The organism is Microbacterium sp., assembly GCF_044508325.1.
GTDB lineage: Bacteria > Actinomycetota > Actinomycetes > Actinomycetales > Microbacteriaceae > Microbacterium.
Window position 1 is genome coordinate 149,299 of the sequence record NZ_JBIQHX010000005.1, and the last position, 18,703, is coordinate 168,001.

15 protein-coding genes and 1 pseudogene are annotated in these 18,703 nt (G+C 68.4%); 10 read left to right on the forward strand and 6 right to left on the reverse strand.

Annotated features, from left to right (window positions below):
• Positions 1–28 precede the first annotated feature (28 nt).
• From ACIWQI_RS06250 to ACIWQI_RS06265, 4 genes and pseudogenes are all read left to right on the forward strand, one after another.
• Positions 29–1,000, forward strand: a complete 972-nt coding sequence (locus tag ACIWQI_RS06250) for a fumarylacetoacetate hydrolase family protein (protein WP_396656274.1) — start codon at positions 29–31, stop codon at positions 998–1,000.
• Between the two features lie 9 nt (positions 1,001–1,009).
• The gene (locus tag ACIWQI_RS06255) at positions 1,010–1,825 is read left to right on the forward strand and encodes a class I SAM-dependent methyltransferase (protein WP_396656275.1); all 816 of its coding nucleotides are present in this window, start codon (positions 1,010–1,012) and stop codon (positions 1,823–1,825) included.
• 12 nt (positions 1,826–1,837) lie between these two features.
• Positions 1,838–2,722, forward strand: a pseudogene (locus tag ACIWQI_RS06260) (DMT family transporter); the annotation flags it as partial.
• Between the two features lie 12 nt (positions 2,723–2,734).
• Positions 2,735–3,178 carry an NUDIX domain-containing protein gene (locus ACIWQI_RS06265; RefSeq protein ID WP_396656333.1) on the forward strand — a complete coding sequence of 148 codons (444 nt, stop codon included), beginning with the start codon at positions 2,735–2,737 and terminating at the stop codon, positions 3,176–3,178.
• Here ACIWQI_RS06265 and ACIWQI_RS06270 read toward each other — a convergent pair whose 3' ends face one another.
• Positions 3,179–6,583: a DEAD/DEAH box helicase family protein gene (locus ACIWQI_RS06270; RefSeq protein ID WP_396656276.1), complete on the reverse strand. Its 3,405-nt coding sequence runs from the start codon at positions 6,581–6,583 to the stop codon at positions 3,179–3,181.
• A 153-nt stretch (positions 6,584–6,736) separates the two neighbouring features.
• Positions 6,737–7,501, reverse strand: a complete 765-nt coding sequence (locus tag ACIWQI_RS06275) for an NYN domain-containing protein (protein WP_396656277.1) — start codon at positions 7,499–7,501, stop codon at positions 6,737–6,739.
• Between the two features lie 122 nt (positions 7,502–7,623).
• Between ACIWQI_RS06275 and ACIWQI_RS06280 the strand changes: the two genes are divergently transcribed.
• Together ACIWQI_RS06280 and ACIWQI_RS06285 are read left to right on the forward strand one after the other, a co-directional pair.
• On the forward strand, positions 7,624–8,541 hold the full coding sequence (locus tag ACIWQI_RS06280) for an Ltp family lipoprotein (protein ID WP_396656278.1): 918 nt from the start codon (positions 7,624–7,626) through the stop codon (positions 8,539–8,541).
• 171 nt (positions 8,542–8,712) lie between these two features.
• Positions 8,713–8,910: a hypothetical protein gene (locus ACIWQI_RS06285; RefSeq protein WP_396656279.1), complete on the forward strand. Its 198-nt coding sequence runs from the start codon at positions 8,713–8,715 to the stop codon at positions 8,908–8,910.
• Between the two features lie 246 nt (positions 8,911–9,156).
• Here ACIWQI_RS06285 and ACIWQI_RS06290 read toward each other — a convergent pair whose 3' ends face one another.
• Positions 9,157–10,239 (reverse strand): restriction endonuclease subunit S, encoded by a 1,083-nt coding sequence (locus tag ACIWQI_RS06290; RefSeq protein WP_396656280.1) that lies wholly within the window; start codon positions 10,237–10,239, stop codon positions 9,157–9,159.
• 80 nt (positions 10,240–10,319) lie between these two features.
• On the reverse strand, positions 10,320–11,804 hold the full coding sequence (locus ACIWQI_RS06295; protein ID WP_396656281.1) for an N-6 DNA methylase: 1,485 nt from the start codon (positions 11,802–11,804) through the stop codon (positions 10,320–10,322).
• Positions 11,805–11,909: 105 nt separating this feature from the next.
• On the opposite strand from ACIWQI_RS06295, the gene ACIWQI_RS06300 reads away from it, so the two are divergent.
• Complete coding sequence (locus ACIWQI_RS06300; RefSeq protein ID WP_396656282.1) at positions 11,910–13,028, forward strand: hypothetical protein; 1,119 nt, start codon at positions 11,910–11,912, stop codon at positions 13,026–13,028.
• Positions 13,029–13,038: 10 nt separating this feature from the next.
• Here the strand turns inward: ACIWQI_RS06300 and ACIWQI_RS06305 are convergent, their stop codons facing one another.
• Together ACIWQI_RS06305 and ACIWQI_RS06310 are read right to left on the reverse strand one after the other, a co-directional pair.
• Positions 13,039–14,604 carry a peptide MFS transporter gene (locus ACIWQI_RS06305; protein ID WP_396656283.1) on the reverse strand — a complete coding sequence of 522 codons (1,566 nt, stop codon included), beginning with the start codon at positions 14,602–14,604 and terminating at the stop codon, positions 13,039–13,041.
• A 45-nt stretch (positions 14,605–14,649) separates the two neighbouring features.
• Positions 14,650–15,327, reverse strand: coding sequence for an HD domain-containing protein (locus tag ACIWQI_RS06310; RefSeq protein WP_396656285.1), 678 nt, complete (start codon positions 15,325–15,327; stop codon positions 14,650–14,652).
• A gap of 66 nt (positions 15,328–15,393) precedes the next feature.
• On the opposite strand from ACIWQI_RS06310, the gene ACIWQI_RS06315 reads away from it, so the two are divergent.
• From ACIWQI_RS06315 to ACIWQI_RS06325, 3 genes are read left to right on the forward strand one after another with little or no spacing between them, the layout of a single operon-like run.
• The gene (locus ACIWQI_RS06315) at positions 15,394–16,242 is read left to right on the forward strand and encodes an IclR family transcriptional regulator (RefSeq protein WP_396656286.1); all 849 of its coding nucleotides are present in this window, start codon (positions 15,394–15,396) and stop codon (positions 16,240–16,242) included.
• Between the two features lie 53 nt (positions 16,243–16,295).
• The gene (locus ACIWQI_RS06320) at positions 16,296–17,588 is read left to right on the forward strand and encodes a cytochrome P450 (protein ID WP_396656287.1); all 1,293 of its coding nucleotides are present in this window, start codon (positions 16,296–16,298) and stop codon (positions 17,586–17,588) included.
• Position 17,589: 1 nt separating this feature from the next.
• Positions 17,590–18,660: a PEP/pyruvate-binding domain-containing protein gene (locus ACIWQI_RS06325; protein ID WP_396656288.1), complete on the forward strand. Its 1,071-nt coding sequence runs from the start codon at positions 17,590–17,592 to the stop codon at positions 18,658–18,660.
• The last annotated feature ends 43 nt before the right edge of the window (positions 18,661–18,703 follow it).

Genomic DNA, 18,703 nt, shown 5'->3' on the forward strand with positions numbered 1-18,703 from the left:
GCCTCGGCAGCCGTCCAGAGTAGACCGCATGAGGATCGCACGCTGGACCCAGGGCGCCGCACGCGCCGACGGCTTCGTCATCGACGACGCCGTCGTACCCTTCCCCGACGGGCTGACCGTCGCCGAGGTGCTTGCACGCGGACTGGCCGATGCCCGAGACCTGCACGAGCGCGCGCTCGCCGCCGAGGGCACGCCGCTGGCCGAGGTGACCCTGGTCTCGCCGGTCTCCCCGGCGTCGGTGCGTGACTTCGTCGCCTTCGAGGAGCACGTCGAGGGCGTCAGCGCCGGCGTGGAGGGAAAGAGCGACGTCCCGCCGGAGTGGCACCAGGCGCCCACGTTCTACTTCACCAATCCCCACACCGTCCACGGCACCGGGCACGAGCTGCGGCCCCCGGTGACAGATCGACTCGACTTCGAGCTCGAACTGGCGGCCGTGATCGGCGCCGCCCCCGGCGTCGGCGAGTCGAACCTCACCGCCGGCGAGGCGAAGGCCGTGATCTTCGGCTACACGATCATGAACGACTGGTCGGCGCGCGACCTGCAGGCCCGGGAGATGAAGGTGCGGCTGGGTCCAGCCAAGGGGAAGGACTTCGGCACCGTGCTCGGGCCCTGGATCGTCACCGCGGACGAGCTCGAGCAGCACCTCGATGAGGACGGCTTCCTGCGCGTGCGCGCCGAGGTGCGCGTCAACAGCGCGCTGGTCGGCGAGGACCTCGTCTCGAACATGGGCTGGCCGTTCCCCGAGCTGGTCGCCTACGCATCGCGCAACTCACGGGTCGTCCCCGGCGACGTGCTCGGTTCCGGCACGGTCGGAAACGGGGGATGCCTCGGCGAGCTGTGGGGCCGCAACCAGAGCCTGACGCCCCCGCCCCTGCGCGAGGGAGACGTGGTCACCATGTCGATCGAGGGCATCGGCGAGATCTCGAACCGCGTCGGGGCGGCGGTGCCGGCTCCCGCTCTGCCGCCGGCGCGCCCGCGGCCCCGCGACCGGCGTCGGTAGCCTCGGAGCGTGACCGAACCCCGCTACACGCACGGGCATCATGCCTCCGTGCTGCGATCGCACAGCAACCGGAACATCGCGAACTCGGCGGCCTATCTCGAGCCCGAGCTGCGCGATGACGCGACGCTGCTCGACGTCGGCGCGGGCCCGGGCACGATCACGGTCGACTTCGCACGGCGCGTGGCGCACGTGACGGCGACCGAGCTCGACGACGACGCGCTCTCGCTGTCCCGCGATCTCGCCCGCGGGGAGGGTCTCCACAACATCGCCTTCGAGGTCCAGGACGTGCACTCCCTGAGCTTCTCTGACGACTCGTTCGACATCGTTCATGCGCACCAGGTGCTCCAGCACGTCGCCGACCCGGTCCAGGCGCTGCGCGAGCTGGCGCGGGTCGCCCGACCGGGAGGCGTCGTCGCGGTCCGGGATGCCGACTACGGCGGCTTCATCTGGCACCCGCAGTCGCCTGAGCTCGACCACTGGCTCGTGCTGTACCGGGCGGCCGCGCGCGCCAACGGGGGTGAGCCGGATGCCGGGCGGCACCTGCTCGCGTGGGCGAACGCGGCGGGACTGCACGACGCGGTCGCCACGGCATCCGTGTGGAACTACGCGGACGACGACTGCCGGCGGTGGTGGGGCGGGATGTGGGCCGACCGCATCCTCGAGTCGGCGATCGCGCGCCAGCTCGTCGGAAGCGGCTTGGCCGACCGTCCACGGCTGCGTGCGATCAGCGCGGCGTGGCGCGACTGGGCGGCGTCGCCCGACGGATGGTTCCTCGTCCCGCACGGTGAGCTCGTCTGGCGCAAGCCGGGCGGCCCGCTTCGGTGAAAGAATGCTCGGATGCTTGCCGCCCTTGCCGTGATCGTCGCGGCGCTCTGCTTCGCCACGACGAGCCCGGCGTACGTGCTCGCCGACACCGACGGCTCCGCCATGTCGGTCGGCGCCGCACGGCTGCTGCTCGGCGGCGCGATCCTCGGGGCGATCGCCTGGCGCCAGTACCTGCGGACACCACCGCCGCCGCGCCCGCCCGGGCGCGGACTGGACCGCATCCCCTCCTGGGTGTTCGTCGTCGCCGGAGCGCTCGGCATGTTCGCGTTCCAGCCGACCTATTTCGGGGGCGCGGCGATGAACGGCGTCGCGATCGGCACCGTGGTCGCGATCGGCTCCGCCCCGATCATCACGGGAGTGCTCGACGCGATCATCCGGCGCCGCATCCCGTCGCTGCGCTGGGGCGTCGCCACCGCGGTGGCGCTTGTCGGGGTGGTCCTGGTCTCGGGAGTCATCGGTCAAGGGGGAGTGGATGCCGGCGGCACCGGCGCGACCGTGAACCCGCTCGGCATCCTCACCTCCGTCGGGGCGGGCGCCTCGTATGCCGTGTACGCGATCGCCACCAAGATCCTCCTCGACCGCGGCTGGCGGGTGGGCCTGGCCGCCGGCAGCGTCTTCGGCGTCACCGCGATCCTCAGCCTTCCCGTCGTCATCGCCACCCCGACCGCGTGGCTGTTCACGACAGAGGGTGCGCTGTTGGTGATCTGGCTGGCGCTGGTGGCGACCGTCCTGGCGTATCTGCTGCTGGGCTGGGGGCTGGAGCGCCTCAACCCGACGACGGTGACCACGCTCACGCTCGCCGAGCCGCTGGGGGCGACGCTGCTCGGGGTCATCGTCCTGCGCGAGCAGCTGTCGCCGGTGTCGATCGCGGGCCTGGTCGTCATCGCGATCGGGCTGACGATCCTGAGCGTGCCGGCCCGGGAGCGGCGCATCCAGGTGTCCGCCGCGGTGATCACCGATGCCGACGGCCGTCTGCTCGTGGTGCGCAAGCACGGCACCACCGCGTTCATGCAGCCGGGCGGCAAGCCCGAGCCGGGTGAGTCGCCGAGTGAGACCCTCCGCCGCGAGCTTGGTGAGGAGCTCGGGCTCGACGTCGATCCGCGAGCCCTGCGCGCCCTCGGCACCTTCACCGCCCCGGCAGCCAACGAGCCGGGCTTCGAGGTCGTCGCGGAGGTGTTCGCGGTCGACATCGGCGACCAGCGCCCGGTCGCGGCCGCCGAGATCGCCGAGCTGCGCTGGATCAGCCGGGCGGATGCCGAGCAGATCGAGGTCGCGCCGCTCGCCGCCCGCAACTTCCTGCCGCCGGAGCCGCCGGGCCGCCACGCGGCGACCGAGGAGGCCGCCCCGCGGTGACTAGACCGCGTCGGCCTCCGGCGCCGGCTCGGCCGTCGCGTCGATTCCACGCAGCCGGGCGATGAGGTCGGTCACCTGGGCGTCGGTGAACAGCCCGTCCGGGCCTTCCGGCGACAGGCCGGTGAACGGGTCTTCGTAGAGCCGCTTCGGGTCGAGCTCGCCCGCGATCGTCAGCTGCTGCACGACGAGGTCGATGAAGGCGTGCTGCCGCTGGGTGAAGCCGGGTGCCGCCACGAAGTCCGAGAGCGCGGCCTCCGCGGCCGAACGATCCAGCCCGACGATCGAGCGGATGAACCGCCCGAGCCCGCCCGCTTCGACCGATCGTGAGCGCAGCTGCGAGGCATCCACTCCTCCCGCGCTCACCAGGATCTCCTCCAGCTGCTGCAGATCGAGGTCGGTGAGCGCTCGCCCGGTGCGCAGCTTGTGCAGGGCGACGTCCTCGGAGTGTGCATGCAGGAAGCCCAGCACCTTCTCACGGAAGGCTCTGCGATTCAGACCCGGCACGATCCTGTCGATCTCGACGTCACGGGAGAGGTCGACCGAATCTTCGAAGTCGGTGAACAGGGGTCGGCGCCCGCTCTGGTCGATGAGCCGCACCAGCTCCCGCAGCGCGATGCGCACGCGTTCCAGCAGGGTGAGCGACGGCGCCCGCCACCACTCGGGCTGCGAGATGGCATCGATCAGGGTGCGCTGGGCGTCGACCGCGGGGATGCCGCGACGATCGGTGAGTGCCTGCGCGATGTCGATGCCGCGCTGGATGATCTCTGGCGGAACCACCGCGCCTTCGGCGACGGCGATCTGCGCCTGCAGGATCAGGTCGTCGAACCGTTTTGCCGCTTCGTCGGCGTCGGTCTCGGCGGGGCTCGGGAGCCCGGCCAGCTCGGCCGCGGCATCGAGGTCTGCGGCGGAGAACGACCGCCACGCCTCTTCGCCGGAGAAGCGGTCGACCGCCTCCAGATGCTTGCGCACGATGACGTTGCCGCGGTTCATCGAGGTCACTGCGCGGTGCAGCCGGGTCGCGATGGCGTCACGCAGCTCCTGCTCGCCTGTATCTTCGGCGCCGGCGAGCAGCGCGAGCAGCCGAAGGCGCGAGAGGAAGGTGCGCTCCGAGAGCGACACCTGCCGGCGAGTGGATGCCTCGGGCACATCGGCATTGAAGTACTCGATGTTCCCGCACACGTCGAAGACGAGGAAATCCGTCTTGTCCTGCCCCGGGCCGTACAGGTCGGGGCGCAGACGCGTGCCGCGGCCGATCATCTGCCAGTACTTCGTCTGCGAGTGCACGGGCTTGAAGAAGACGAGGTTCACGACATCGGGGATGTCGATGCCGGTGTCGAGCATGTCGACCGAGATCGCGATGTCGGGTGGCTTGCCCGGTGTGGAGAAGTCGTCGATGAGCTTCTGCGCGTAGGCGCCGGCGGCGTGTGTGATCACTCGGGCGAGCTGTCCGCGATTCTCGGGGTGACTGGCATAGATGCGTTCCTCGATGAAGTCGGCGTGCCGTTGGTTCTTCGCGAACACGATGGTCTTGCCGAGCCGGTCGCCGCCGGCGACGCGGTGCCCCTCCTCAAACAGGATCTCCAGCACCTTGTCGACGGTGTCCGCGTTGAACAGCCAGCGGTTCATGGCGGCCGCATCGATCTCATCGGGGATCTCGCCGTCCTGCCACTCCAGCGCATCCCACTCCTCGCGCTCGGCATCGGTGAGGTCGGCGTAGCGGATGCCGCGCTTCATGAATCCCAGGTCGATGACCCGCGCTCGCGGTGGCACGAGGTAGCCGCCTTCGATTGCGTCGTCCAGCTCGAAGGCGTCGGTGGGTACTCCGTCGTCGAGGCCGAAGAGCCGATAGGTGTTGCGGTCGATGTCCGCTCGCGGCGTGGCGGTGAGTCCGACGACGAGCGCATCGAAGTAGTCGAAGATCTCGCCGTAGCGGTGGTAGATCGAGCGGTGAGCCTCGTCGACGACGATGAGGTCGAAGTACCCGGGTCCGAAGCGGCGCAGATCGTCGTCGCCGGCATCGATCAGCCCCATCACAGTCTGATACGTGGACACGAAGACCCGGCCCTCGCTGTCGCGGTCGGTCAGCAGGTTCACCGGCGCGCTGTCGGGCAGATGCGCCTTGAACGCGCCGATCGCCTGATTGACGAGCGCCGTGCGGTCGGCGAGGAACAGCACCCGCTTCACCCAGTTCGCACGCTGCAGCACATCGACGAGCGCGATGACTGTGCGTGTCTTCCCGGTGCCGGTGGCCATGACGACGAGGGCGCGACGGCGCTTCTGCTCGAAGGCTTCATTGACGGCTCGGATGGCGCGGAGCTGATAGGGCCGTTCCACGATCCGCCGGTCGATCTCGATCGAGTCCAGCGGTCGCAGCGACGTGCGGCGCTGCACGGCGAGGGTCAGTTCGTCCTTCGTCGCGAATCCGGCGACCTCGCGCGGCGGGTAGCGTCGGTCGTCCCACAGCCAGTGCCGGTAGCCGTTCGTGTAGTAGATGAGGGGCCGCTGGCCGAACGCGCGTTCCAGGGCGTCGGCGTACAGCTCGCCCTGCAGGCGCCCCTCCTTCGCGCTCAAGCGCGTGCGCTTCGCCTCGACGACGGCGAGCGGCTTGCCGTCGTCGCCCCACAGCACGTAGTCGACCTTGCCGGCACCGGTGGCCGACGGCATCCCGGTCACCGGATACTCGCGGTCGCGGGGATCGTCCAGAGGCCAGCCGGCTTCACGGAGGAGGAGGTCGATGAGTTGAGTGCGGGTGGCGGCCTCGGTGGCGGCGGCGGGGTCGGGGATGCCTCGCGCGGCGTTCCGCTGCTGGTTGGCAGCCTTCAGCTCGGCGAGCTCTGCGCGGGCTGTATCGAGGTCGGCGAGAGCCTGGGCGCCCAGCGCCCGCGCGGCTGCGAGCTGCTCGCTCAACAGCGCGCGCTCTTCGTCGAACTCGCTCTGCAGCTTCTGGAGCTGAGCGCGTGTGCGCTGGAGGACGACCGCGGGAGCCGGTGGCACGAGCGCGAAGTCGAAGGCGGCGGGCTCGGGATCAGACGGGTCGCCGTAGCAGTGGTGCAGCCAGCGCAGCACCTGGTGCAGCTGCTCCAGGGCGCTGCGAGCACGTGCAACCGGCATCTCGTCGTCCTTGTGGACGGCGTCGTTGCCGATCAGCCGGATGATCTTGAGCTTGCCCCAGACATCGTCGCCGACGACGTCGCGGAACGGTCGCTGGTGAGTGAGGTTCGAGAACGAGTCGTCGTACGGGCGGGCCAGATTCTCGGCGGCGTAGATCCACCCCGTGAACAGCTCCGCCGCCCGCCGGGCGTAGGTTGCGGCCGTGCGTGGGTCGGGCTTGAGGTATGACTCCGCGCGCATCGCCGCCTCGGCCAGCCCTGGCCACTGCGCGAGGGCGAAGTCGAAGTTCCCCACCGAACGGCTCCTCCGGCGGAATCAGGCCTCCGCCTCGGTCGATGCTAGCGAATGGGCCGGTTGAACCGGAGGAAGGAAAAGACCCAGCCCCTCCCCGAGGGGAGAGAACTGGGTGGTGTAGATCAATGAAAGCACAAATCGGAGACGACGGGGTCACCAGCCAGCAGGCTTGTGGAAACCTCCAAGCGAAGGAGGCAATTGATGTGCGAAGAAGTCGTCCCGCTGCAGTCGATGCCACCAGTGGCCACCAACACCGTCGCTCGGGTCGCCTTTCAGCATCTGTGAGAGCGGGCGTTGCGTGGGATTGATCAAACCGATCGGTATGTGGTGTCTCACGACCTGGAGAGGAAGTCGCAGGTCACCGTCGTTGGAAATGACAATTGCCGCATCGACGCGACCACGGAAGGCGTCCGAAAGGAGATGGGTCGCAACGTTCACGTCAGAGCCCTTCTCCTCGAATGACGTGTACTGCACGAGGAGATTGACGTCCCCTTCAGGCCCCATGGTCTCCTCTGCGGGCAACCAAGTGGGTATCGACTCCCGCCCAGGTGAGACAACTCTTTTGTAGCGACGGCGTGGAGTGGGTTGGACGAGCACCCCCTTGCCCGTCTTGACGTTGTACTGGCCAAATTCGATGTGGGCGCGGCCGTCCACCTGAAGAGCGTTCAAGTACATCGTTTGGTCTCGAGCGGAGGATGCGTCGCCGTCCTTCTCGCGTAAGGCCGTGCAGTACTTGAGTGTGGTAATGCGAGTTGGCCGGGCGAACCGCGCGGAGGCGATGCGCTCGCTCAAGCTGAACAGATCGAGCCAACGCCACCCTGCGGCACCGCGACCACACTGGCTACGAGCGCCGTAGTAGACGTTGAACGCGTCGACATACACTCCCAGGCGCAAGGTGCGGCGTCGCCAGATCTTCACAGCTTCATCGTTCCAGACACCGCCGACTGCAATGTCGGAGGTGGGGTGTGTCCTGTCCTACTGGCCATCCGCCGGTGGCACGCACCTGGGGTTCGTGCCTCGCACGACCAGAAGGTTCCGTCATGTCTGACAACATCACTCCCGATCCCGCCGCCGATCCGCAGCGGCCTCCTGCCGGGTGGTACCCCGATCCGCAGGACCAAGCCGCTCAGCGGTACTGGGATGGCACCCGGTGGACCGAGCACACCGCGGTCTCCGTCCCTTCCTCGGCACCGGCCGATGCTGACCCGGCGACTTCACCTGCCGCCCCCGACCCGACGGCGGAGGGCGGTGGTGCCGTCGCCGTCTCGTCGAGGCGCGGCCTGTCCCAGCTGAAGTGGTGGCACTGGTTGCTCATCATCGTCGGTGCCGTCGTGCTGGTGGGCGTCATCGCTACAGCCGTGAACGGAGCGCGGAGCAGTTCGAGCTCCGTCACCCGTCACGCGCCGATCAGCGGCGAAGCGGCGAGGTCTGAAGAGCCGGTCGAGACGGTGAAGGTTCCCGACCTCGTCGGGATGACACTCGCGGAAGCCCAGGCGGCCCTGGAGGAGGTGGGCCTCACACTTGAGCCCAGCGAAGCCGGCGACGACTGGGTCATCACCGCGCAGAGTCCGACGAGCGGAGAGTACCCGCTCGAAGGTCTCGAGCTGAGCGTGACCAGCGAGGCGCCCAAGCCGGTGCTCACGCTCGGCCAGGAGAACGCGATCGGTTCCGCGCAGTCATACCTGTCGTTCTCGGCGTTCTCGCGGGCCGGCCTGTATCAGCAGCTGACCAGTGAGTACGGCGAGGGCTACGAAGCCGCCGACGCCGAGTTCGCTATCGCCTACCTCGAGGAGAACGGACTCGTCGATTGGAACGCCGAAGCGGTCGAGAGCGCCGAGTCGTATCTGGAGTTCTCCCAGTTCAGCCGCGCCGGCCTCTACCAGCAGCTGACGAGCGAGTACGGCGAGGGGTTCACGCACGAACAGGCCGAGTACGCCCTCGCCCAAGTCGGGTACTGAGGGAGCGCGGGCGGCTGTCCTCTTTGGACGGCCGCCCGCGTCCGACGACGACCTTGCGTTACTCATAATCCGCGAAGCCACATTTATGACTAGTTGAGTTACTCATAAGCCTCAGATGTCCGCGGGATGTCTGGGGCTCGTGTTCTACTGTGGAAAGAGGTCAGGAGGACCATGGCACCTGTCATTCAGTTGAGCACAGAACAGCTCATCGCGCGTCGTGATGAGCTGCTGGCGCAATTGCACCTCGGTTCCTACGACGAATTCCGTGAGCGCGCGGCCCGGGGCATCCTCGCCGACCGTGAGTGGGGCCTGCGAAACGAACTTGACTCTGTCGCGTACTTGCTGAGTGAAGACGACTACACCGACTGAGATCGATGCTCGCGCAGCCCCCTCGGACCACCCTCAGATATCCGAGGATGCTGTTCGATCACTTGGGTATGTTGGCGCGGTGTGGGACGCTGTAGTACGTAGGCGACCAGTGACAAGACGCTTCAGAGGGTGTCTTCCGCGATAGCGGATAGCTGGTCGTCCGCGCATTCACTCCGAAGTAGGGCGTTGCGCCCGCCTTGCCCTCAGACTCGTAGATTTTCTGTTTCGTCGGCGTAGATGTGGATGTCAGTCAAGCTCGCCTCGGAATGCGCGGTGCCGGAGAGATGCGGCGAGTGCAACGAGGCTCTCCAGTCGGCGGTCAAGCAGTGCGCGTTGGGTGGTGAGTGATTGCGACGCTTCATCAAACTTGGATTGGGCCCCACCATAGGGGTCGAACATCGGCAGATTCTTCAATACAGGAATGCTGATGTTGTACTGTCCAGCGGAAGTCGCCGCAGCGCCGACCAGGTGCTGTCGCCCGACCCGGCTCCGCGCGGCCGCCACGACGGCGCGAGAGCTGATGTGAGGCGCGAGCCGAGCGCGGATCAGGTACGAGGCGAAGACCCAGGGGGCTTCACCGCGGAGCGCAGCCGGTAGTGACTCGAAGGCTGCCGCCCGTCCGACCAACTTCGGGTTTCCGTTTGACCGGACGAACAGCACGTCGCGATCGGTGAGTTCAAGTCGGTTGCGCTCCGAGTCTGCCAGGTCGACCGTCTTGAGGTCGTTGATGTCGATTGCCCGGCCGGTGACGTTTGGAATGCGAAGCACGGGGAAACCCGTTCCCCCCGCCCTTGCAGAAGTGCCGTATCGGAAGTCAGTAGCAATATCGGCAAGCGTGAGAGTGCGCTTCGCCTGAGAAATCCCGAGCGTCGCGTCAAAGAGCCTGTCTTCCGCTTCATCGATGCGCAACACTTGTCTCCGCACCGTGGCAACGAGGGCGTCGGCCTCGTCGAGGATTGCGGCGATGCGGCGTTGCTCGGGAAGGGGTGGGAGGGGAACCCGTAGACGGCTCAGCGCGTCGAGAGAGATGGATCTTCTGCGCTCAGCTGTGCCTCTTCCAAGTACTGGATATGTCGCCATCGCCTGCGGAGACTTCAGAAACCGGATCAGGTACTGCTCATCAACACGCGAGTGGTCGATCGAGAATACGGTGTACATCGGACTGATGACACAGCGCACGGGTGCTACGCCGATGGAGCCCTCGTCGAGGTGAATTGTTGCGTACGCAAACTGTCCGACATCAACGACCTTGTAGGTTGTGAGGTCTTTCGAATAAACACGCTTCTTGAAGTAATCCTCAGACGGCACGAACCCCGCGTGTTTGGTCACGGAGTAGACGGGTAGATCTTGATCACCTGCGCGTCCTGATACAGGAGCAATGAGCCCCTCGAGCGGTACTGTCTCCCAGGTCACGCCAACATCTCCCGGAGGCGCTTCAGGCCCTCCTGGATCTCGAGCTCAAGTGCGTCGAGCTCGTCGAGGATCTCGAGCGGCGAGCGATGTTCGACCTCCTCGATCTCGATCTCCTTGTACCGATTGAGCGAGAGGTCGTAGTTGTTGTCGACGATCTCCTGCCGGGGGACCATGAAACTCTGGTCGGTCCGCGCACGGTCGGCTTCGGCATCCAAGTTCCGCCACCGCGCGAGTACGTCGGGCAGATCGTTCGCCCCGATCGGCGTGCGCTTGTCGTCCAGTGTGTACCCATCGGCGCGCACATCGTAGAACCACACGTTGTCGGTGCCGCCCGATGAGGTCTTCGTGAACAGCAGGATGGCGGTTGAAACTCCGGTGTAGGGCTTGAACGTTCCTGATGGCAGCTTGATGACGGCATCCAGCTTGTGCTCGTCGACGAGCAGCTTGCGCACGGCCTTGTGCGCGTTGCTCGAACCGAACAGCACGCCCTCCGGAACGATGACCGCGGCGCGTCCTCCGTTGCGCAGCATCCTGATCATCAGCACCAGGAACAGCAGCTCGGTCTTGCGGGTCTTCACGACCTTCTGCAGGTCTTTCGACACGGTCTCTTGATCGAGCGAGCCGGCGAACGGCGGGTTCGCGAGCACCAGCGTGTAGGTGTCGTCGCCGGGGTGGCCCTCCGACAGCGAATCTGCGCGCTCGATGGTCGGATTCTCCACGCCGTGAAGCAGCATGTTCATGCTCGCGATCCGCGCCATCGACGCGTCCGAGTCGTAGCCGGTGAACATCGGGCCGTTGAAGTGCGCGCGGGATGTGGCATCCGCCCAGATCTCGGGGTGATGCTCGCGCAGATACTCCTCTGCGGCCACCAGGAACCCTGCCGTTCCGACCGCCGGATCGATGATGCGGTCGTCGGGGCGCGGGCGCTGCAGCTCGACCATCAGCTTGATGACGTGCCGCGCGGTGCGGAACTGGCCGTTCGTGCCGCTGGTCGCGAGCTTCGAGAGCATGTACTCGTAGATGTCGCCCTTGGTGTCGCGGTCTGCCATCGGGATGTCTTCGAGCAGGTCGACGACCTTCGTCAACAGGGCGGCCGTCGGGATCGTGAACCGGGCGTCGCGCATGTTGCGCGCATAGCTCGACCCCGCGGCGCCGAGGCGGCGCAGCCAGGGGAACACGTGCTCCGAAACGATCTCGAACATCTCGCTGGGGCTGTAGTTCGTGAAGACGCTCCACCGCAGATCGCGGTACGGGCGGGGCGAGACGGCGTGCTCGTCGTGACCCTCGGGGAAGACCGGATTCTCGACCGGTTCGCCGAAGCGGGCGGCCTTCCTCTCGGCGAGCAGCTGCAGGTCGTCGAGCCGTTTGATGAACAGCAGATACGTGATCTGCTCGATCACCTCGACCGGGTTCGCGATACCGCCGGACCAGAAAGCATCCCATACTTTGTCGACCTGCCTGCGCAGCTCCCCAGTGACCACTCGTGCTCCCTTCGCGACGGCATCCACGCTATCGGAGGGGTGCCACGCTGAACGCCGGTGCGCAACCCCTCGATAACCGCTTCCGACTATGCCTACATTGGCGGCATGCTTCCCGCCGACATCCCCGACACCGATCACCTGCTCGACCTCATCGACCACCGAGACGAGGCCAGCGCGACGATCACGCTGCCGTCGTCGCCGCTGCCGGCTGATCATCAGCGCATCCGGATCGCGCTGCGCAACGCCATCGACGACGCCGAGCGCCAGCTGGAGCAGAAGGAGCTGCCACGCGGGAGCTCGAAAGCCGTGATCGACGCTCTCCGTGCCCTCAACGACGACGACGAGTTCTGGCAGCACCAGTCGCGATCGATCGTGATCTTCGCCTCGCCGACCCGCATCGACGCCTTCCGGCTCGTCAACGAGGTCGTGGAGCACGTCGCGGTCGGCGACCGGTTCGACACCGGCACGCTGCTGCGTGCGGTCGCCTTCCCGCACCGCGCGTTCGTGATAGAGCTCACCCAGGGAGGCACCCGGCTGCTCGAGTTCGGCCCGGACCACCGACCGATCGAGCGCGAGCTCGACCTGCCCTCCGGCCACGCCCTCATGCTCGAGCACACCACCACAAGCGGGCGATTCGACCGTGAACGTGCCGACGGCGCGACGGGCGACCGCATCGAGCGGGAGCGGTATGCGCGCGCCGCCCAGGACGCGGTCGTGCGGGTCGTCCCACCAAATGTCCCGCTGATCCTCGCGGCCTCGAACGACCTCGAGCCGGCCTACCGCGAGGTGAACACGCACCCGATGCTCCTCGACGCGGGCGTCGAGGCGCACCCCCAGGCCCTCGATGACGAGCGCCTGTCCGATCTCGTGCGCGGCATCCTCGACGACCACTACGCGGCCGAGCTGCGGCAGTGGCGCGAGGACTTCGGCTCGCTGCGCACGCAGGACCTGGCGACCAGCCGCCTCGATGATGTCGCCAAGGCGGCGACGCAGGCCGCGGTCGACGTGCTGCACTTCGACATGGACGCCACCGACGAAGGCACCATCGACGAGTTCGGCGCGGTGCGCCACGCCCTGGAACCCGGCCCCGACACGTACGCGCTGGTGGACGAGATCGCGGCGCGCGTCCTGCGCGGCGGAGGCCGGGTGCGGGCGGTGCGAAGCGCCGACCTCATCGACGGCTCGCCCGTCGCCGCGGTGCTGCGCTTCCCGGTCGCCCACTGACGGCGACGCGCTACCTGACGCCCTTCATCAGCGCGAGCACGGGCTTGACCGCGAGCCACAGCGCGATGCCCAGCACGATCGCGATGGCGCCGAGGATGAGGAAGTACGGCACCTCGTCGTGCGGGTCGTAGAAGCCCGCGAGCCAGCCGGCGATCGAGGTGCCCAGCGCCACCGACAGGAAGTACAGCGCGACCATCTGCGTGTGGAAGCGCTCGGGTGCGAGCTTCGTCGACGCAGACAGCCCCACCGGCGAGATGAACAGTTCGGCGACGGTGAACACGAACAGGATGCCGACGATCGCCAGCAGCGGCGTCGAGTTCGCCGGTCCGTTGGCGAACGGCAGGAACAGCAGGAACGCGATGCCCATGATGATCGAGCCGAGCGCGAACTTGACGGGCGTGGACGGCTGCCGGCTGCCGAGCTTGGTCCAGATGGCGGCGAAGACCCCGGAGAGGATGATGATGAAGATCGGGTTGATGGAGTTCACCCACGAGATCGGCATCTCCCAGCCGAGGATGTTCCGGTTCAGCCGCTCGTCCGAGTAGATCGTCAGCACGGTGAACTGCTGCTGGTACAGCGACCAGAAGCCGACGTTGACGATGAACAGCGGGATGAACCCGAAGACCCGGGAGCGCTCCACGCCGGACACCCCGCGCGAGCTGGTGATGACGGCGAAGTAGGCGATCGCCGCTCCCACAGTGACCACGATGACGATGAGCGCCAGGTTGTCGGCGCGGATCACCCCGGTCAGCACGAGCGCGACGATGACCACGAGGCCCGCGGCGGCGATCCCGGCGGCGACCCAGCGGCGGTCCGCCGGCAGAGGGTTGCGCACGCGGCGCGACTCGTCGGGCAGGGACCGCCGCCCGAACGAGTACTGGATCAGGCCGATCGCCATGCCGACCGCCGCGAGCCCGAAGCCCCAGTGGAAGCCCATCGTGCTCTGCAGCAGTCCGGTCAGCAGCGGGCCGAAGAAGGCGCCGAGGTTGATGCCGAGGTAGAACAGCGAGAACCCGGCATCCCGCCTGGTGTCGTCGGGTGCGTAGAGAGTGCCCACGACGGAGGTCGCGTTGGCCTTGAGGCCGCCCGATCCCAGCGCGACGAGGATGAGGCCGACGCCCAGTCCCCACACGTTGGGCAGCAGCGCGAGCGCGATGTGGCCGCACATGATGACGATCGCGCTGTAGAACAGCACGCGCTCCGAGCCGAGCAGCCGGTCGGCGATCCACGCCCCGAGGATCGTCGACAGGTACACCGTGCCGCCGTACGCCCCGACGATGCCCGCCGCGACCGTCCGGTCGATCCCCAGTCCGCCCTCGGCGACCGAGAAGTACATGTAGATGAGCAGGATGCCCTGCATGCCGTAGAAGCTGAAGCGCTCCCACATCTCGACGCCGAAGATGTGCGCGAGCGCCCACGGCTGGCCGAAGAAGCGTGTGTCCGCATCCCCTGGGCCGGTGGTGCCCGCAGCGTCCGGGCCGCTCTCGCGGGCTGCCGCGGCGTCGTCGACGCTCGCCGCGGTCGCGCCGTCGGGAGGGCCGGCGGGAACCTGCTCGGAGCCGTCCTTCGCGTCCATGCCGCTCACGTTAGCGGGGCGACGACCACCTCGACAGGGCCGCCGTCACACGAGACCGGCGCGCTGCGGGGCGTGGTCGATCGCCGCCGCCGCGATCAGGCCGCGGGCGATCGCGCGCGCCTCCTCGGTGAACAGCGCGGCATCGACCCGGCTCGCGCACAGCCGCAGCGACTCCTCGGGGCCGAGGTCGAACCAGCCGCACACGATGCGGATGCCGTGCGGTGTCACGCGCCACAGCTTGTCGGCGTCCTTGACGATCGCGTCCTCGATCGACAGCGCCTGGTCGCGCGAGTCGTGGCCGTCGATGATCTCGGCGACCCTGTCGATGACGGATGCCTCCCGCCCCAGGTCCCCGAGCACGTCGCGGGCGATCCGCGCACCCTCGATCTCGTGGCGGCGGATCAGGTCGGGGCGGCCGCCTCCCGGCGCGATCGCCTCGAGGATCTGCTCCTGCGGCACGGTCGACCAGCCGGTGTCGTGCAGCAGGATGGCGGGCCGCACGACGGCGCCGTCGGCCCGCGGGATGCGTGACAGCAGTGCGCGGGCGAGCCCATACGCGTACAGCGTGTGGCTGTCGTTGTTGCGCACCGCGAGATGCGGGGCCGCCCGCTGCCACACGGCGTCGTCGGCGTCGTCGAGCATCACGATGGCGTCGATGCCGTCGGCGGCCGGGATGTGCGTGCGGATGTCGCGCCCGAGGCGTGTGCTCGTCGGGGATCTCATGCCGAGCACGATCCCAGGCGTATCATCGCGTCTCAAGACGGCTTCCGCTCACCGGAAGGAGCAGCGATGGCAGGCGGCGTGTCGCAGCCCGGGCAGACGGTCACCGGCCGGGTGCTCTCCATCCTCGCCGTCTTCGAGAAGGGCCTGGCCCCGCGCAGCCTCACCGAGATCGCCGCGGAGACCGGGCTCGCGCTGAGCACCGCCCACCGGCTCGTCAAGGAGCTCGAGGAGTGGGACGCGCTCCAGCGCGACGCGAACGGCCGCTACCAGATCGGCATCCGCCTCTGGGAGCTCGGTCAGCACGGCGGCCGGCAGGTCCGTGACATCGCACGGCCGCTGCTGCAGGATCTGTACAGCCTCACCCAGGAGACGGTGCACATCGCGATCCGCGAGAACACCGACGTGCTCTACATCGACCGTGTCTACGGCACCCGCCGCGTGCCGCAGGCGTCGCGCGTCGGTGGGCGCCTGCCGCTGCACGCGACGGCGGTCGGCAAGGTGATCCTCGCGTTCGAGGAGGAGTGGGTGCGCGAGTCGGTGCTCGCCCAGCCGCTGGTCCGGCGCACGGCCGGCACCCACGTCGACCCGGCGCGGCTGCGGGTCGAGCTCGCCACGGCTCGCGAGCGCGGATACGCCGTCACCCGCGACGAGGTGCGGGTCGGCACCGCGTCGATCGCGGTCCCGGTATTCCAGCGGGGCGATGGCGCGGTCGGCGCGGGACTGGGCCTGGTCGCCAGGACCGATGACGCCGGCACGCTCGAGCGCCACCTGCCGGCGCTGCGCGGAATCGCGCGACGGATCGAGGCGAGCGTGGGCGCCTTCCCCCTGCAGTCCCTGCGATCACAGCCGCGGCCGCCTCAAGTCGCTTCCACTGGGCGGAAGTCGATGGGATCGGCCGCCGCCCCTGAGCATTAGATGGGTCCACGCCGCGAGCTCGTGCTCCGGCGGCCGGTCACGAAGGAGTCGTCATGGCAGCGCAGCACCTCGAAGCAGGCGTGGAGGCCCCCGCGGCACGGTGCCCCGTCGACCACGGTGCGGCGGGCGACGACCATCACGGCTACCGCCCGTTCGACATGAAGGACCCGTTCGCGGCGTACGCGAACCTCCGTCACGACCACCCCGTCATGTACGACGAGCGCATCGGGTACTGGGTGGTCACGCGCCACGCCGACGTGAAGGCCGTGTTCGACGACTGGGAGACGTTCTCGAGCGAGAACGCGCAGGCCCCCGTCCGCGAGCGCGGGCCCGAGGCATCGCGCATCATGAAGGAGGGCGGGTTCACGGCGTACTCGGGGCTTTCCGCCCGCGTCCCGCCCGACCACACGCGCATCCGCGCCATCGCGCAGCGCGCCTTCACGCCGCGTCGCTACAAGGCGCTGGAGCCGTCGATCCGCGAGAACATCCGTGCCGCGTTCGACCGGATGCTCGCCTCGCCCGATCGCACCGGCGACATCCTGCGCAGCGTCGCCTACGACATCCCGACCATCACGATCCTGACGCTGCTCGGGGTCGACCCGGCCATGGTGCCGACCTACAAGCGCTGGTCGGATTCGCGCGCGGCGATGACGTGGGGCGACCTTTCCAACGAGGAGCAGATCCCGCATGCGCACAACCTCGTCGAGTACTGGCAGGAGATGCAGCGGCTCGTCGCCGAGGCGCACGAGACGCACCCGGACAGCCTCGTCGGCGACCTCGTCGCAGCGCAGGACGCCGGTGCCGAGATCAGCGACCACGAGATCGCGTCCCTGTGCTACAGCCTGCTGTTCGCCGGGCACGAGACGACGACGACGCTCATCGCGAACTCGTTCCGCGTGCTGCTGACCCACCGCGAGGCATGGCAGGCGATCGTCGCCGATCCGGCCCGGATCCCGGCCGCGATCGACGAGATCCTCCGCTACAGCGGCTCGATCGTCGCGTGGCGGCGGCGGGCGCTCCGGGATGCCGAGATCGGCGGCGTGCCGATCCCCGCCGGCGCCGACATCCTTGTGGTCATGGGCTCGGCGAACCGCGACGAGAGCGTCTTCGCGCACGCGGACGAGTTCGACATCGACCGCGAGGACGCCCGCAGTCACCTGTCGTTCGGCTACGGCATCCACTACTGCCTGGGCAACATGCTCGCCAAGCTCCAGGACCGTCTCGTGCTGGAGGAGGCGGTCGCCGCCGTGCCCTCCCTGCGGCTGGCGGAGGGCGCCGACATCGGCTTCCGCGAGAACCTGTCGTTCCGCGTCCCCACGTCCGTCCCCGTCACCTGGGAGGCCTGACATGGCGAGCCTGTTCATCCGCTTCTTCGACGAGCCGGGACCGGCCCCCATCGAGGAGCTCGGCGGCAAGTGCGCGTCGCTGGTGGACCTCACCAACGCGGGGATGCCGGTGCCCCCGGGCTTCGCCGTGACCACCGACGCCTATACGGCGTTCGTGCAGTCCTCGGGCGTCGCCGACGACATCCATCGTCTGCTGGGCGAAGCGGACGCCGACGATGTCGCCAGCGTCGACGCGGTCTCGGCGCGCATCCGCGACGAGATCATGCAGCGCGAGGTCCCTGCGGTGATCCGCGACGAGTTCGCCGCAGCCTACGAGCGACTGCAGTCGCGCTTCACGACGCCGGTGCCGGTCGCGGTCCGGTCCTCGGCGACCGCGGAGGATCTGCCGGAGGCGAGCTTCGCCGGCCAGCAGGACACCTACCTGTGGCTGCTCGGCCGCGACGAGGTCGCCGAGCATGTGCGCCGGTGCTGGGCGTCGCTGTACACCTCTCGCGCCATCGTCTACCGCCTGCGCAACGGCATCCCCAACGAAGGGCTGTCGATGGCCGTCGCCGTGCAGAAGATGGTCGACGCCCGCACGGCGGGGGTGGCCATGACGCTCGACCCGTCCACGGGCGACCGGTCGACGATCGTCATCGACGCCGCCTGGGGCCTGGGCGAGCTCGTCGTGTCGGGCCAGGTGACGCCCGACAACATCCATGTCGACAAGGTGATGCTCACCGTCACCGCCGAGACCATCGGCGACAAGCACATCGAGCTCGTCCCGGATGCGGCCGCCAAGACCATCGCCGAGCGCGAGGTCGGCCCCGAGCGCCGCGGCATCCGCAGCCTCACCGACGCCGAGGCCGCACAGGTCGCCGCCATGGCCAAGCGCGCCGAGAAGCGCTTCGGCGTCCCGCAGGACGTCGAGTGGGCCATCGACCGCACGCTGCCCGAGGGCGAGAACGTGCTGCTGCTGCAGTCCCGCCCCGAGACCGTGTGGGCCCACAAGGCCGACCGGCAGGCCACGACGACGTCCGGCTTCGGCATCCAGAGCATCACCCAGTCGCTGCTGTCGCAGATCGGGCGCTGACCCGCACCGCCCCCGTCGATCCACCGAACGCACTCCGCACCAC